14 protein-coding genes and 3 tRNA genes are annotated in these 16,864 nt (G+C 41.3%); 15 read left to right on the forward strand and 2 right to left on the reverse strand.

The features are described 5' to 3' along the window. Positions 1–95: 95 nt before the first annotated feature. The 5 genes from rpmI to ACH2DQ_RS13305 all read left to right on the forward strand — a co-directional run bounded on the left by rpmI (position 96) and on the right by ACH2DQ_RS13305 (position 1,828). Positions 96–293 carry a 50S ribosomal protein L35 gene (gene rpmI, locus ACH2DQ_RS13285; RefSeq protein ID WP_394915895.1) on the forward strand — a complete coding sequence of 66 codons (198 nt, stop codon included), beginning with the start codon at positions 96–98 and terminating at the stop codon, positions 291–293. Between the two features lie 25 nt (positions 294–318). After that, on the forward strand, positions 319–675 hold the full coding sequence (rplT, locus tag ACH2DQ_RS13290) for a 50S ribosomal protein L20 (RefSeq protein ID WP_394915894.1): 357 nt from the start codon (positions 319–321) through the stop codon (positions 673–675). Between the two features lie 129 nt (positions 676–804). Continuing rightward, positions 805–876: transfer RNA gene (locus ACH2DQ_RS13295), tRNA-Asn, on the forward strand. A 427-nt stretch (positions 877–1,303) separates the two neighbouring features. After that, positions 1,304–1,495 carry a hypothetical protein gene (locus ACH2DQ_RS13300; protein WP_394915893.1) on the forward strand — a complete coding sequence of 64 codons (192 nt, stop codon included), beginning with the start codon at positions 1,304–1,306 and terminating at the stop codon, positions 1,493–1,495. A gap of 174 nt (positions 1,496–1,669) precedes the next feature. Continuing rightward, positions 1,670–1,828 carry a hypothetical protein gene (locus ACH2DQ_RS13305; RefSeq protein WP_156042854.1) on the forward strand — a complete coding sequence of 53 codons (159 nt, stop codon included), beginning with the start codon at positions 1,670–1,672 and terminating at the stop codon, positions 1,826–1,828. A 409-nt stretch (positions 1,829–2,237) separates the two neighbouring features. Here ACH2DQ_RS13305 and ACH2DQ_RS13310 read toward each other — a convergent pair whose 3' ends face one another. Next, on the reverse strand, positions 2,238–2,393 hold the full coding sequence (locus ACH2DQ_RS13310; protein ID WP_394915892.1) for a hypothetical protein: 156 nt from the start codon (positions 2,391–2,393) through the stop codon (positions 2,238–2,240). A 641-nt stretch (positions 2,394–3,034) separates the two neighbouring features. Continuing rightward, positions 3,035–3,118, reverse strand: a tRNA-Leu gene (locus ACH2DQ_RS13315). Positions 3,119–3,330: 212 nt separating this feature from the next. On the opposite strand from ACH2DQ_RS13315, the gene ACH2DQ_RS13320 reads away from it, so the two are divergent. The 10 genes from ACH2DQ_RS13320 to ACH2DQ_RS13365 all read left to right on the forward strand — a co-directional run. Continuing rightward, positions 3,331–3,414, forward strand: a tRNA-Leu gene (locus ACH2DQ_RS13320). Between the two features lie 461 nt (positions 3,415–3,875). Beyond that, on the forward strand, positions 3,876–4,400 hold the full coding sequence (locus ACH2DQ_RS13325) for an adenine phosphoribosyltransferase (RefSeq protein ID WP_394915891.1): 525 nt from the start codon (positions 3,876–3,878) through the stop codon (positions 4,398–4,400). A gap of 186 nt (positions 4,401–4,586) precedes the next feature. After that, positions 4,587–6,887: a RelA/SpoT family protein gene (locus ACH2DQ_RS13330; protein WP_394915890.1), complete on the forward strand. Its 2,301-nt coding sequence runs from the start codon at positions 4,587–4,589 to the stop codon at positions 6,885–6,887. A 12-nt stretch (positions 6,888–6,899) separates the two neighbouring features. Beyond that, the gene (locus tag ACH2DQ_RS13335; protein ID WP_394915889.1) at positions 6,900–7,529 is read left to right on the forward strand and encodes an MBL fold metallo-hydrolase; all 630 of its coding nucleotides are present in this window, start codon (positions 6,900–6,902) and stop codon (positions 7,527–7,529) included. A gap of 97 nt (positions 7,530–7,626) precedes the next feature. Then, positions 7,627–9,096 carry a coproporphyrinogen dehydrogenase HemZ gene (gene hemZ / locus ACH2DQ_RS13340; protein ID WP_394915900.1) on the forward strand — a complete coding sequence of 490 codons (1,470 nt, stop codon included), beginning with the start codon at positions 7,627–7,629 and terminating at the stop codon, positions 9,094–9,096. Continuing rightward, complete coding sequence (locus ACH2DQ_RS13345; RefSeq protein ID WP_394915888.1) at positions 9,096–9,677, forward strand: HD-GYP domain-containing protein; 582 nt, start codon at positions 9,096–9,098, stop codon at positions 9,675–9,677. The genes hemZ and ACH2DQ_RS13345 overlap by 1 nt, the downstream gene beginning before the upstream one ends. A gap of 91 nt (positions 9,678–9,768) precedes the next feature. Next, positions 9,769–11,013, forward strand: a complete 1,245-nt coding sequence (hisS, locus tag ACH2DQ_RS13350) for a histidine--tRNA ligase (RefSeq protein ID WP_394915887.1) — start codon at positions 9,769–9,771, stop codon at positions 11,011–11,013. Between the two features lie 203 nt (positions 11,014–11,216). Continuing rightward, on the forward strand, positions 11,217–13,025 hold the full coding sequence (gene aspS, locus ACH2DQ_RS13355) for an aspartate--tRNA ligase (protein ID WP_395027050.1): 1,809 nt from the start codon (positions 11,217–11,219) through the stop codon (positions 13,023–13,025). A gap of 127 nt (positions 13,026–13,152) precedes the next feature. Beyond that, entirely contained in the window at positions 13,153–14,445 is a 1,293-nt protein-coding gene (locus ACH2DQ_RS13360; RefSeq protein WP_394915885.1) for a dicarboxylate/amino acid:cation symporter, read from the forward strand. Between the two features lie 157 nt (positions 14,446–14,602). Further along, the coding region (locus ACH2DQ_RS13365) for a leucine-rich repeat protein (RefSeq protein WP_395027052.1) at positions 14,603–16,864 on the forward strand (2,262 nt) is incomplete at its 3' end.

Consider the following 16,864-nt stretch of genomic DNA (forward strand, 5'->3'; position numbering starts at 1 on the left):
AAGGCAGAAGCATTATGATGTTTTTAACTGAAAAACGCAGTTAAGAATTTTTTAGTTAAAATAGATAAGTCTAAATATAAGGAGGAACATATACAATGCCAAAGATCAAAACAAGCAGAGCAGCTGCTAAACGTTTCAAAAAAACAGGTACAGGTAAATTAAAAAGAAATAAAGCTTATAAGCGCCATATCTTAACCAAAAAATCTGCCAAAAGAAAAAGAAACTTAAGAAAAGCAATCATCACAGATGCTACAAATTTCAAAAACATGAACAAGATATTACCTTATTTATAAGAGTAGGCGAAGGAGGAAATAAGACATGGCAAGAATTAAAGGCGGAATGAACGCTAAAAAAAGACATAATAGAACATTAAAGCTGGCAAAAGGGTACAGAGGTGCCAGATCTAAACAGTATAAAGTAGCAAAACAGTCCGTAATGAGAGCATTAACTAGTTCTTATGCAGGAAGAAAAGAAAGAAAACGTCAGTTCAGACAGTTATGGATCGCTCGTATCAACGCAGCAGCAAGAATCAATGGATTATCCTACAGCAAATTTATGTATGGTTTAAAGCTTGCTGAAGTTGAAATGAACAGAAAAATCTTAGCTGATATGGCTGTAAATGATGCAGAAGGTTTTGCAACACTTGCAGAACTGGCAAAAACAAAGTTGGCATAATAGTGTTTTAGATACCCCGGGGATGTTTGATCTTCGGGGAATTTTGTCGTAAAAAGGCGATGGAATTATAGGAAAAGTTCAAAAACCCTCTTGACATATTTCCTATAAGGTTTATAATATGATTTGTATTCCTCGATAGCTCAATGGTAGAGCATTCGGCTGTTAACCGAAGGGTTGTTGGTTCGAGCCCAACTCGGGGAGTTTTTATTATTAATTTTTTGAGTAAGGTAATTAAATAATGAAAATATGAGCGGAAGTCTAAGCATGTTTATGCGGAGACTTTTTTTATTATGATGAAAAACTGGTAGAAAGCAGAATATATCTATGTTCAAATGGCAAATATTCGAAAAGAAGATAAAATATTACCTAAAATCGATAAAAATTTCTATTTTATTTATGTGATTTGGTTGGTAAAATAGGAGTAAGAAGAAAGAAAACTTAACAAATTAAAACAGCAAATAAAATAGTCAAGCAAATCAAGCGGGACAGATCAAGCAGATCAAGCAGATTAAACAGATTAAACAGATAAAACAGATGAGCAGATAAAACAGATTAGACGGATCAGGCAGATCAAGCAGAACATCAGATAAAAAATATTAAGCAAAAAGCACAGACAGGAGGACATCCAATGTACAGTCACGAAATTGATTCATATCTGAGGAGCAGAAACTGGGAATTGAATCCCATAGAATATATGAACATCATAAATGTCAAAGCAAGTCCTGAATTGGATCATATTACCTATAATCATAAAGATAATGACTATAAAGTCTGGACAAAGAACGGCTATGAATGGACCATTAAAGTAATTGCTTCTTAACTTTTAAAAGAAAAAAATATAAAATGAAATCCTGGGGACGAAAGCAGCATTCAAATTCCCCGGGATTTTCGTGGTTATTCTCAAAAATTAATTCTTTCGGTGATTAAGTATAAAAAAATATGTCTATCATATTATTATAAATAGAGAAGTATATTCTTACAGGGGGATTGTCATATGGGATTGGAGATATTGATGGGTTTCGGGCTGTTTTTTGCCGGAATGGCCAGCGGCGTTTTTGTAATAGCTTTATGCCAGGTATCCGGTAATTCAAAAGACAAAGATCAGGAAGATCGTGAGCAAATCGAATATTTGCGTAAATACAACAGTAAATAGAATACTTGGATACTATATGAGGATGAAGTCCATATTAGCACTAAATAAGTGCTGAAAAGGTGCCGGGGGGCTCCTGACAGGCAAAGAAGCAAGGAAATAAGAAAAAAGCATTAATTAAATACAAAGGGAAATAACAATCAGAGTGCCCTGCCGGAAAAATCGTATCTATTACGACGGCAGGGTAATTTTATAACAAGAAAGTTTATCACTTATAACATAAAATTTTACAAATTAGGATATTGAGAAAATTGTATAAATGTGTTAATATACAAAATATATTAGCGATAGCTGGTATATTTCACAACTCGTTCAGGCTGGTGATGCCCCACAACGTTACCAGTCTGGCTCCCTCAAACATAAAGTACTGTGGCTGTCGTATATCAAAATCTATTATACGGCAGCCATAGTATTATTTTTCTTCTTTAGATTGTTCGTAAGCAACAATGGCAATTTGCTTATTTAACTTATTGCCGATTGAATTTTCCAAAGCGTCAATTTCACTCTTGCATGAAGCATTAATCTCTGCGAACTTATAATCATTATTGTTGGTATTTTTAGGTTCCATATTGCACACTCCTTTTTTGAGATATTATTTCTTATTTTTTTGGTTATTATGTGTGGAAAAAAGTGGAATCACAGATAAAATGTCCATAAAGAGGGAGGCCAGTACTTTAACAGTACTGGCAGAGTTATGAAAAAGATTTATATAAACCAATAATAGGATAGTTGTTTGTTCGAGTCCAGCGGCAGCTTACATAACAAAGGGTTAGGTAAAACCGCTGTTCTTTATTTGATATACTTAGTATAACGAATATTTGTGTCCGAAGTGTGGCAAGGAAATAAATCATTTATAAAAAAGCTTTAGATTGTATTAAGAAATTGGTAGGAAAAAATAAAAGGTAAGGGTATGGTAAAGAGTATGGTAAAGAATGAAAAGGTTTTGAATGGTTCTGCACCATTGCAGCGGACGGCAGAAATTATCTGTCGCGATGACTGAAACTGGGTATTCAAACAGATTGGGCAAATTTACAATGGTGTAAAGAGGCAAAGGAAATATTGGGTACAGAATGTGAGGAGGGGTTATAAATGACAGGTCATATTGGATTTTCTTATATGGGGTTAATCTTTTTACTGATGCTGAGGATACCAAATGTAATCTGGACTACAAAAAAAGAATACCTGATTAAAAGGTATTCTTTTCAACTATGCGGGAGATGGGACTTGAACCCACACGTACATGCATACACAAGATCCTTAGTCTTGCCTGTCTGCCAATTCCAGCACTCCCGCTTATGTAGTTATATCCGCTGTGACGTTTAACTCTCAGCTGCGAACAGATAGAATTATAGCATTGGTTAGAATAGATGTCAACACTAAAATCGAAAAAAGTTGAAAATTTTTTTATTGTATAAATTTTTGAAAAAATTTAAAATTCTTGTTGACAAGCAGTGATAAATATTGTATTATGTAACATGTAAGTTACGCAAGTGACTACATAAAACGCGGAAGTGGCGGAATTGGCAGACGCGCAGGCTTCAGGTGCCTGTGGTAGCAATACCGTGTGGGTTCAAGTCCCATCTTCCGCATTTATAAATTAATATGTATTATCTTTTGGTAGTCTTCTATTGTGAAGGCTATTTTTTGTTGTATACAACTTATAAGATGCGCAGTCTATTGGAGCCGCAATTCAGAATATGACATTTTCTGCATCGGAGTCCGGTATGGGCAGCTTAGGATCTGCGATACGTTTTTTGCGCACCAGGAACTTATGGACTGAAAAAACCACATAATACGACATTATAACAGAAAAAAGATGCAAATATACCATTTTGCATCTTTTTTTGCGTCTAATTTTGAAGGAGTTTACAATTGATAATTCGATTGATAAATGATATACTTATGGATAAGTTAAATTGATAAGTCAAAAACCCCGCTGCAAGCAACGGGGTATTTGAACCTCGAGGCAGTCACTAAATGGATGCGCCAGCGTGTCCGTTTGGGCCCGCGGGAATAAAGAAGAATGATTGAATTTAGAATGGAGAACAGGATGAAGAAGCTAGACGATTATGTAAGAAGTATCCCGGATTTTCCGGAACCAGGAGTTATTTTCAGAGATGTTACCAGTATTTTGCAGGATGCAGACGGATTAAAACTTGCAATTGATTCCATGCAGGAATTAATTGAAGATATACCGGTGGATGTAATTGTTGGAACAGAATCCAGAGGATTCATTTTTGGAATGCCCCTGGCATATAATTTGCATACTTCCTTTGTACCTGTGAGGAAAAAGGGGAAATTACCCTGTGAGACAATTTCCGAGGAATATGACCTGGAGTATGGCAGTGCTGAAATTGAAATTCATAAGGATGCCATAAAGCCAGGACAAAAGGTTGTTATCATTGATGATTTAATAGCTACAGGCGGTACCATAGAAGCCAGCGTCAAGCTGATTGAAAACCTGGGCGGAGAAGTGGTTAAGATTGTATTTTTAATGGAACTTGCGGGGCTGAAAGGCAGAGAACGCCTGAAAGGATACGATGTTCAGTCAGTACTCTGCTACGAAGGGATCTAGTACTGCATTGTACTAATAACTATGAAACTAGCACTCGCTATCTTTGCCAGGTGCACGTCTGTGAAGCTAATCGTAGCCCACTACGCCGTTGCAGATGCATACCTGACGCAGATATCAGGTACTCTGCCGGAAAGCAATTTTAAAACACACTATAGCGAATATAACAATTAGAAGACGGTGATATGAATGCCAATGAATGGGACGATTAAAAATGAAAAATTAGATAAGATTAAAAAGGCGGATGCCATTATAAAGGGCATGGCTGATTTTACGAGCCCGGATATTCTGTATGAAGAGCTGATCAGCAGTGTTCGGAAATATCATCCGTCTACCGATATCTCGCTGATTGAAAAGGCGTATCATCTTGCGAATGATGCCCACCAGGATCAGAAGAGGAAATCAGGTGAACCATATATTATCCATCCCTTAAGTGTAGCAATTATACTTGCAGACCTGGAGCTGGATAAGGAAACCATTGTTGCAGGACTTCTGCATGATGTAGTGGAAGACACGGTACTGACTTCCGACGAGGTACGCAGGGAATTTGGCGCAGAGGTGGAACTTCTGGTGGATGGTGTAACCAAACTGGGACAGCTGTCCTATTCTGCAGATAAAGTTGAGGTTCAGGCGGAAAATCTGCGTAAAATGTTTTTGGCTATGGCGAAAGACATTCGGGTTATTTTGATTAAACTGGCGGACAGACTGCATAATATGCGGACGCTGAGGTATATGAAACCGGAAAAGCAGAAGGAAAAGGCAAGGGAAACCATGGATATCTATGCTCCCATTGCCCAGCGGCTTGGTATCTCTAAGATTAAAGTGGAACTGGATGATCTTTCTCTGAAATATCTGGAGCCGGAAGTGTATTATGACCTTGTGGAAAAGGTTTCGCTGCGTAAAACAGAGCGGGAACAGTTTGTGCAGAGTATTGTCGACGAAGTCAGCCTCCATGTAGAGAGCGCCGGGATCCGTGCGCAGATCGATGGGAGGGTGAAACATTTCTTTAGCATCTATAAAAAAATGGTCAATCAACAAAAGACGATTGAACAGATCTATGATTTGTTTGCAGTTCGGATCATTGTGGACACCGTGAAGGATTGTTATGCAGCTCTTGGGGTCATTCATGAGATGTATAAACCAATTCCGGGGCGTTTTAAGGATTACATCGCTATGCCTAAGCCCAACATGTACCAATCCCTGCATACCACCTTGATTGGCCCCAGCGGTCAGCCTTTTGAAATTCAGATTCGTACCTTTGAAATGCATCGGACGGCAGAATTTGGTATTGCTGCCCATTGGAAATATAAAGAAAGCTCCGACGGTAAAAAAGGAGTGGCTGAGCAGGAAGAAGAAAAGTTGAGCTGGCTGCGTCAGATCTTGGAGTGGCAGCGTGATATGTCCGACAATAAGGAATTCATGAGCCTTTTAAAAAGTGATCTGGATTTATTTGCCGAAAACGTATACTGTTTCACACCGGCAGGAGATGTGAAAAATCTTCCCAATGGTTCTACGCCCATTGATTTTGCTTACAGCATTCACAGCGCAGTAGGAAATAAGATGATTGGCGCCAGGGTAAATGGAAAGCTTGTGAATATTGATTACGTGATCCAGAACGGAGACCGGATTGAGATTGTAACTTCACAGAATTCCAGAGGTCCGAGCCGTGATTGGCTGGGCATTGTAAAGAGTACCCAGGCGAAAAATAAAATCAACCAGTGGTTTAAGAACGAACTGAAAGAAGATAATATTATTAAAGGCAAAGAAATGTTCGCCCAGTACTGCAAATCAAAAGCGATTGTAGTAAGCGACATTACTAAGCCGGCATATATGGAAAGCGTGATGCGCAAGTATGGTTTCCGGGACTGGGAATCGGTATTAGCTGCCATTGGACATGGCGGGCTGAAGGAAGGCCAGGTGGTGAACAAACTTCTGGAAGAGTACCAGAAACAGCATAAGAAGCAGATCACGGATGAAAATATTATTGAAGCAGCTGAATCAAAAGAAAAAGTCCGCATTGCCAGAACCAAGAGCGGAATTGTGGTGAAGGGCATTCATGATGTAGCGGTACGTTTTTCAAAATGCTGCAGTCCGGTACCCGGTGATGAAATTGTAGGGTTTGTCACAAGAGGCAGAGGAGTGTCTATCCACAGAACCGATTGTATCAACATCGTTAATCTGGGCGGAGAAGATCGGGTTCGCCTTATTGATGCTGAATGGCAGGAGCCGGAAGAGACAGGATCTAATGGACTTTACACGGCAGAGATTAAGATTTACGGCAATAACCGAACCGGACTGCTGGTTGATATATCCAGGATTTTCACGGAGCGTAAAATTGATGTTACCAGCGTGAATTCCAGAACAAGCAAACAGGGAACGGCAACCATTGCCATGAGCTTTGATGTGCCGGGACGGGAAGTATTAAACAGTCTTATTGAAAAAATCAGACAGGTGGAGAGCGTGATTGATATTGAACGTACCACCGGATAAGGAGTAAATAGTATGAGTAAGCTGCATATCGAGAAGATGGTGCTGGGAATGGTGCAGACCAATTGTTATCTGGCAGTCAACGAAGAAAATAGAGAAGCTGTTATTATTGATCCCGCAGACAGGGCACAGGCAATTATACAGAAGGTAAAGAGCCTTCAGGTTAAAGTGGCAGCTGTTTTATTAACCCATGGTCATTTTGACCATATCGGTGCAGCTATGGATTTAAAAAAAGAGTTCCAGGTTCCGGTCTGTGTATTGGAGCAGGAGAAGGTGATCACAGAGGATAACAATTTAAACTTATCCTCCATGTTTGGACTGCCGTTTGTCGTTAAAGCAGACCGCTTCTTTCAGGATCAGGAAGAGACAGAACTTGCGGGCTTCAAAATCAAAGTACTGCATACACCGGGACATACAAAGGGCGGGGCGTGCTATTACCTGCCGGAAGAAAAGACCTTATTCAGCGGGGATACCTTATTTTGTGAAAGTATCGGCAGAACAGATTTTCCAACCGGAAACCAGGCGGAATTATCAAGATCGGTAAAAGGGCTGTTAAGCACTCTGCCGGAAGATACGAGGGTCTGCCCCGGTCATGAATCGATGACAGATATTGCTCACGAAAAAAAATATAATCCTTTTGCTTAATAGCGTTTTACAGGGAAAAGTGTGAAGCAAAAATTGTTTCAAACTTTCTAATGGTGCAGTACCGCAGACAGGTCTGCGGTATGCAGGAGGTACAATGATGATTGCAGTACAATTGAATAAGAAAGATTTCGAATATGATATCCATTCACTGGTGAGAGCATTCTATCCGGGGATGGATGTACCTGTCTATTACGGTGAAGATCTGCTGGAAGATACTTTTGAACTTCAGATAATCATTTCCTATAGTGACAACGGCATTACCATAACATTTTATGGACCGGATCGTGAGAAACTGGACAGCCGCAGCACCAGGGTGGATTATTATGCAGACCGCAAGGATACTAAGAACCGGCTGAAACGCCTCCTTTATGAGATGCTCAGTGCCCGCACCGGACAGGAACTGCCCTGGGGGACACTGACCGGTATCCGCCCTACGAAGATTCCCATGGCGCTGTTAGAGCAGGGGCTTAAGAATACTGAAATAGCGGAATACATGCGTCATACATATTATTGCAGTAATGAAAAAACTTCATTGAGTGTGATGATTGCCAACCGGGAAAGCTACATTTTAAAGGATATAAATTATAAAAATGGTTATAGTCTATATATAGGTATTCCGTTTTGTCCAAGCATCTGCCTTTATTGTTCGTTTAGTTCCAGCCCTCTGTCCGTGTGGAAACACAAAGTGGACGCCTATCTGGATGCCCTTTGCAGGGAGATGGAGTTTGCAGGCAAACTTTATAAAAACCGTGAACTTAACACGATTTATATAGGGGGCGGTACGCCCACTACACTGGAACCGGAGCAGATCACGCGTCTCATGAACAAAATTGATTCCTGTTTTGATCTTAGTAAAATTCAGGAGTATACGGTGGAAGCAGGAAGACCTGACAGTATTACCAAGGAAAAGTTACAGGCTATACGGAAGCATCCGGTCACCCGGATTTCAATTAATCCCCAGACAATGAATGATAAGACGCTGAATATTATCGGAAGACGCCATACCGTAGCGCAGACCAAAGAAGCCTTTGCGCTGGCACGGGAAGCAGGATTTGATAATATTAACATGGACTTAATTGTAGGACTTCCGGGTGAGGGAAAAACTGAGGTTGAACATACCTTACAGGAAGTCGTGGAGATGGATCCGGAAAGTATTACCGTACATTCCCTTGCTGTGAAACGCGCGGCAAGGTTGAACATGTTTAAAGACCAGTATAAAGAAATGACATTTACCATTAATCAGGAAATTATGGACATGACTGCCGCCTATGTCAGCAAAAGCGGACTGTCACCTTATTATCTGTACCGGCAGAAGAATATGGCTGGAAATTTTGAAAATGTAGGGTATGCCAAGCCGGATAAGGCGGGCATTTACAATATTCTGATTATGGAAGAAAAGCAGAGCATCCTGGCATTGGGCGCAGGTGCAGCTACCAAAATTGTGCTGGATGAGGAACATATCGAACGAATCGAAAATGTAAAAGATATTAAAGGTTATATCGAACGTATTGATGAAATGATAGAACGGAAGCGAAAAGGCTTCTTATTATACGAAGGGGAATTGTAATGACAGAAACTCGTAAACAACGAACATGTCACATCATACAAATAGATCTTGCAAAAGAGATTGCCCACGGAATATGTGTCAGCAATCTGGCTAGCCGTGTGTCCAGAGAACTGGGGCTGTGTGAGAATGATTGCCACGAGATGGCAATTGCAGGATTTCTCCATGATATAGGCAAGATGGAACTTGCAAAATATATCTATGGCCGGGAAGAAGAAACCTTAACGGTTGAAGAGATGCGGTATGTTCGTACACACTCTACGCTCAGTTATGCAATTTTGCATAAAGAGGGGTATTCCCCGGTTGTTCTGGAGAGTATCCTGCACCATCATGAAAACTATGACGGAACCGGGTATCCATCCAATCTGGCAGAAAATGAGATTCCCATTGGAGCCAGAATTTTAAGAGTGTGTGATGTCTTTGCAGCTTTAACTTCCGACCGCCCTTACCGCAGGTCTTTTGAAATGGATGCTGCTGTAGAACTGATGATTGCGGAAGTAAAGAATTTCGATATGAAAATATTCCTTGCATTTTTAAGAGTCATACACGAAGATGGAATTGAAGAAATATTAAAGCAGGTCTGAAAAATGATTATGCCGGGCGACTGGTGCAAAGATTTTTAAGATATGCCTTTAGACAGAGAAAATATAAAGATTGAAATTAGGAGGATTTGTCATGATTACACAGGCACCCAGAGGAGTACAGGACTGGTACGGAGAAGAAATGCACAAACGTACCCTGGTAGAAAAAATTGCAAGAGACCTTGCTAAGACGTACCACATCTCTGAAATCATTACACCGATGTTTGAACACACGGTGCTGTTTCAGCGTGGAGTTGGTGAAACGACGGACGTGGTACAAAAAGAGATGTATACGTTTATGGATAAAGGTGACCGCAGTATAACCTTAAAGCCGGAAGGAACCTCTCCGGTTATGAGAGCTTACCTGGAGCACAACATGTATGCCCAGCCGGCACCTACCAAATTATTTTATGTGACCCCGGCATTTCGTTATGAAAAGCCCCAGAGCGGAAGACTCAGACAGCATCATCAGTTTGGTGTGGAATTTGTAGGATCCAAAAGTCCTCTGGCAGAAGTGGAAGTCATTTCACTGGTATCCACACTGATTCGTAAATTGGGATTATCCGATGCAAAGCTTCATATTAACAGCATCGGCTGCAAGGAATGCCGTAAAACATATAATGATGCCCTCCTTGCGTACTTAAAAGAACATGAAGAACATTTATGTCCCACCTGCCGTGAAAGAATGTTAAAAAATCCCCTTCGCGTGCTGGACTGTAAAGTAGATACTTGTAAAGCGATTGTGGACAAAGCTCCGAGAACAATTGAATATCTGGACGAGGAATGCAGGGAGCATTTTGAGGAACTGCAGGAGCTTTTAAATGAATTAAATGTCCCTTATGAAATAGATACCGGAATTGTACGGGGACTGGACTACTATACCAAAACAGTTTTTGAATTTGTGAATTCAGAAGGATTTACACTCTGCGGCGGCGGACGTTATGACGGATTGATCCATGAAATTGATGAAAAGCAGGATATTCCCTCTGTGGGATTTGGAATGGGAATCGAACGTATTTTATATTTCCTGGAAAAAGAAGGTGTGCAGCTCCCGGCGGAAGATGCTGTTGAATTGTATGTGGGAATTCTGGGAAAAGAAGCCAAGGCTAAAGCATATAAGCTTGTTAATGAAATTAGAAGCCATGGCATAATTGTGGAAACAGATTATATGGACCGCAGCGTGAAAGCACAGATGAAATATGCAAATAAGATCGGCGCAAAGAAAACCGTTGTGATCGGTTCTGATGAGCTTGAAAAAGGTGTGGCTAGAGTAAAGGATATGGAAACCGGAGAACAGACAGAAGTGGCTTTGTCGGATATTCCTGGATTATTTGCTTAGCAGGTATTCTCAGAAAGAATAAATGAATTTTCAGGTTTTGGATCGTATTGAATTCAAAAACCCCGCTGCAAGCAACGGGTTTTTTGATCCTTGCGGCAGTTGCCAAATGGACGCGACAGCGTGTCCGTTTGACGACTGCTCGCGGGAATAAAAAGTAACAAGGTGGATGTAAGGATCCGCTTTGATGATGGAGGATAAGTTAAATGGCAGAATCAATGAAAGGCCTAAAGAGAACACACAGATGTGCCGAGGTTACAAAGACCGAAATTGGTACCGAGATCATTGCTATGGGCTGGGTACAGAAAAGGAGAAATCTTGGAAGCCTGATCTTTGTGGATCTGAGAGACCGTTCCGGGTTACTTCAGATTGTATTTGATGAAAATGATATTGGTACAGAGGGATTTGAAAAAGCCGGAAAGCTGCGCAGTGAGTTTGTTATAGCAGTCAAAGGAATTTTAGAAAACCGTTCCGGAGCGGTAAATGAACATCTGGCTACGGGAGAATGGGAGCTTCGCGCTACGGAACTTCGTATTCTTTCTGAATCAGATACACCGCCTTTCCCGGTAGAGGAGAACATCCAGACCAAGGATGAGCTTCGTTTGAAATACCGCTATTTAGATCTTAGAAGACCAAATCTTCAGAGAAATCTGATGTTAAGAAGTAAGGTGGCTACTTCTGTACGTACCTTCCTTGCAGAAGAAGGCTTCCTGGAAATAGAAACACCGATTTTAATAAAGAGCACTCCGGAAGGCGCTCGTGATTATCTGGTACCAAGCCGTGTGCATCCAGGTAACTTCTATGCCCTTCCCCAGTCACCCCAGTTGTTTAAGCAGCTGCTAATGTGCTCCGGTTATGACCGTTACTTCCAGATTGCAAAATGTTTCCGTGATGAGGATTTACGAGCAGACAGACAGCCGGAATTTACACAGAGCGATATGGAGCTGTCTTTTGTAGACATTGATGACGTCATTGAAGTAAACGAAAGATTGCTTGCGAAGATCTTCAGGGAAGCCATCGGTGTCGATGTTCCCCTTCCGATTCCGAGAATGACATGGCAGGATGCAATGGACCGTTACGGCTCTGATAAACCGGACATCCGTTTTGGCATGGAATTAAATGATATATCGGAAGTGGTAAAGGACTGCGGGTTCGTGGTATTTAAAGGGGCTCTTGATAACGGTGGAAGTGTACGGGGCATCAATGCCAAAGGGCAGGGAAGTATGCCGCGTAAGAAAATAGATGCATTGGTTGAATTTGCCAAAGGCTATGGTGCCAAAGGCCTTGCTTATCTGGTGATCAATCCGGACGGCACATTTAAGTCTTCCTTTGCGAAATTTATGACAGAAGAGGAATTAAAAGCAATCGTTTCAGCCATGGACGGAGAACCTGGAGATTTACTGTTATTTGCAGCGGATAAAAATAAGGTTGTCTGGGATGTATTGGGAAATCTTCGCCTTGAGATTGCAAAGAATATGGGAATTCTCTCTAAGGACGATTATAAATTCCTCTGGGTAACGGAGTTCCCACTTCTGGAGTGGTCAGAAGATGCGCAGCGCTTTGCGGCAATGCATCATCCATTTACCATGCCTATGGAAGAAGATTTAGATAAAATTGATACGGATCCGGGTGCTGTCAGAGCGAAAGCATATGACATTGTATTAAATGGCACCGAACTTGGAGGCGGCAGTGTCCGAATCTTCCAGAATGATATTCAGGCAAAAATGTTTGAAGTTCTGGGCTTCACAAAAGAACAGGCAGAGGAGCGTTTCGGATTCCTGTTAAATGCATTTAAATACGGAGTACCGCCTCACGCAGGGCTGGCTTTCGGCCTTGACAGGCTGATCATGCTGATGACAAAAGAAGACAGTATCCGCGAAGTAATTGCATTTCCAAAAGTAAAGGATGCATCCTGTTTGATGACCGGAGCGCCTGGGGTTGTAGATGAGAAGCAGTTAGAGGAACTGGAACTGGAATTAGCAGCTCCCCAGGAAGAAGAAAAAGAAACAGAGTAAAAAACGATAAGAACTATCCGGATTGCCGGCGGTCATTTCATAGAAAATGATCCTGCCGTCAGCCGGATAGTTATTTTTTTACGAAAATGGGAGATAATAGAGAGGAGGAAAAGAGAGGGCATATACAATGAGAGAAAAAATCTTTAGAAAACCAGGACTTACCACCTGGATATTTATCAGTCTTTTGGCTGGTGCAGCAGCAGGTGTGATTCTGCATTACCGGATACCGTCCGGATTCATACGAGATGCGGTGATCATTGACGGATTGTTTTATGTGATCGGAAATGGTTTTCTTCGGGCGATGCAGATGCTGGTCGTCCCTCTTGTATTTTGCTCTCTGGTATGCGGCAGTATGGCAATTGGGGATACAAAAACCCTTGGTAAAGTAGGATTAAAAACAATCCTGTTCTACCTGTTTACCACAGCAGTAGCCATTACCCTGGCGCTTTGTGTGGCGAATATCATAAGTCCCGGAAGAGGGCTGGATATCGGCAGCATTGAAAAAGTGGAAACAGCTGAGATAAACCGGGTAGGATTTGCAGACACTCTGCTGGGAATCATTCCACAAAACCCTGTGTCTGCACTGGCGGAAGGAAATATGCTGCAGATTATCTTCTTTGCGCTGATCATCGGGGTTATTTTGGCAAAGCGCAAAGAAAAGGCTTCCACAGTCTCTCAATTCTTGAGCCAGTGCAACGATATTATGATGGATATGACAGGCATCGTCATGAAAGCAGCGCCTCTGGGTGTTTTTTGTCTCATAGCAAAAACATTTGCAGGCATTGGTTTTGATGCCTTTGTTCCTATGCTCAAATATATGCTTGCCGTGCTGCTGGCATTGGCATTGCAGGGATTCGGCGCCTATCAGATCTTATTAAAGCTCTTTACGGGATTGAATCCATTTATCTTTATACGCAAGTTTCTGCCAGTCATGGGATTTGCTTTTTCTACAGCCACTTCCAATGCTACGATCCCGTTTTCCATTGAAACGCTGGAAAACGAAATGGGGGTATCCAAGCAGATTTCTTCATTTACAATACCACTGGGAGCTACGATTAATATGGATGGCACTGCCATTATGCAGGGAGCAGCGGTGGTATTCGTTGCCCAGGCTTTTGGGATCGGACTGTCCATGCAGGATTATCTGACTGTAATCGCTACAGCCACCCTGGCTTCCATTGGTACAGCGGGAGTTCCAGGCGTGGGGCTGATTACGCTGTCCATGGTTTTCCAGGCAGTTGGACTCCCGGTAGAAGGGATTGCACTGATTATGGGGATAGACCGTATTCTGGACATGGTAAGGACTGCTGTCAACATAACCGGTGATGCTGTGTGTACTACAATTGTGGCACATCAGGAAGGAAATGTAGACAAAAGCGTGTTTTTGGACAATTCAAATAGATTATCTGGTAAAAATTGATAAAAATGGGTTTAAATTTCTGGAAACTATGTTATAATTTTCTGTGTAGAAGTGTGATAAATATTTGATATTCGTAATGGTATATCAGATAAGTACACTTTACGGTACTTTTGTGAGAACAGAGATTGTACATACGATCAGAAAGGAAGCGTGGGTTATGAAAAGATGGAAACAAGGAAAACGAATTATGAGCATTCTGCTTAGTGCGTCGCTCATTTCTACTTCCGGTATCACTGTATTAGCGGATCATGCAGAATTGCAGAGCGAAACAGAACAGGCAGCTAATGTGGGAGAGCTTAAGGAAAATGATGTGCTACGTGAAGAACCCGGGGAGAAAAGCAAGGCAGATAATAATATGGAGACGGAATCCCTGACGGAGCCGGAATCCGGGGGAATCACAGTGGGAACGGAGATTCCGGATGAAATTGAGACAGAAGGGCTGGCAGCTACAGTTACGGAAGAAATGCCGGATACAGAGGTTTTCAACCGGACGAAAGAAACGGAGTCAACCACTGAAGGTAAGACCGAAACAGAAACGCAGGTTCAGACTGAGAATTTTTCAAGTAAATGGAACTATGATGTCAATGAAAAGACGAAGACGGTAACTCTTCGGAAATATATTGGCAGTGATCTCAATGTGGTTGTCCCGAATAAAGTAAAAATCAGTAATACGGAGTATGGCATTGTGGTAGGAAAAACAGGAGACCGGGGGAAAAACGGAGTATTTGCGAAAAATAGTCAGATAACATCTGTTCAGTTTGAAAACGGAGTGAAGTTTGAAGATAATAATATGCAGTATGCATTTGCAAAATGCAGAAAGCTGCAGTCTGTAACAGGTATCCCTGACAGCGTAGTAAATCTGAATAGCGTATTTTGGGATTGCAGCAGTATGGAGAAATTTTCTGACTGGCCCAGGAACAAAAATTTAAAAGATATAAGCAGTGCATTTTACGGATGTACAGCGCTGAAAGAGGTGGCTGATTTACCAGAGAGTGCTATTGATTTATCGAATATTTTTTTGGGATGTACGAATTTACTGGAAATTCCGGACATACCTTCAAAAGCGGAGTATTTGAATGGAGCATTCCAGGATTGCATCAGTATAACAATGGCACCGGCAATTCCAGCAAGTGCTAAAGGGATATCGTATGCTTTTTCAGGATGCAGCAATCTGGAAAAAGCACCATCCATACCAAAGAAGGTTAAAAATATAGCAGGATATCTGAAAGGCTGTGTAAAGGTTACGTCTGCACCGTCTATACCATCCGGTGTCACAAATATGGAAGAGACTTTTTCCGGCTGTGAAAATCTCATAGAATCCCCTAAAATACCTTCAGGAGTTACGAATTTAAATGAGACTTTCTCAGGATGTAAGAAACTAAAGAATGCACCAGTACTTCCAGGAAATGTAAATAGTTTATTTTACACGTTTTCTGATTGTACCAGTATGGAAGATGCACCAAAGATTCCGGAAAAAGTAAGAGATTTAACAAATACATTCAGTGGATGTGAAAGTTTAAAAAAAGCACCGTCTATACCAAAAGGGGTTAAATCTTTGTATATGACATTCTATAATTGCAAGAGTTTAACAAAGACACCGTCCATACCTAGTGGTGTGAAAGAAATGGTTCGTACATTCCAGGGGTGCAGTTCATTGATCACAGCAACAGAAATTCCGGATTCCGTGACGGCTATGCGCTATACGTTTTATGGATGCAGTAACTTATCTCAGGTTTATACAATCTCAAATAATGCTAGAGACATGTTGGGGACTTTTACAGGCTGTACCAGCTTACGCCAGGCTCCGGATATCCCGAAGAGTGTTTATAATATGATACGTACATTCGATGGCTGTGTTAATCTTCAAGGGAAACTTACTATTAATGCGGATTTGAGAGAACCGATCTATGAAGATGCGATGTATGGGGAAGACGATGAAATAGATGGATTAGAAGCTTACTCTAAGGCTTTTCAGAATGCTGGAATTAATGGATCTGGCCTAACCCTCGATTACGGAAAGAATTGCAGGAATATCAACGAAATTGTAGAGTCAAAGGGCATCGGTAACGATAAGGTAAAAAAGGGTAATAAGGTAACCATACCTTCGAAACTGGATTATGTGGTGAAGTTTAACGGAAACGGCGGTAAGTCAAGTAAGGAATCTAAGACGATAAAATACGGATCATTCTATGGTACTCTGCCATCTGCCAAACGGGCAGGATATGAGTTTAAAGGATGGTACACCAAGAAAAAGGGCGGAAGCAAAATTACGTCTGATAAAAAGATTAAATCCGCAAAGAACCGAACGATTTATGCCCAGTGGACAAAGGTTAAAGTAAAAAAGGTATCCGGGATCAGCCTTTCCAGTACAACAAAGACCCGGATGGTTGTGTCAACAAAAGAAGTAAAGGATGCAAAG

Source organism: Robinsoniella sp. (assembly GCF_034124845.1).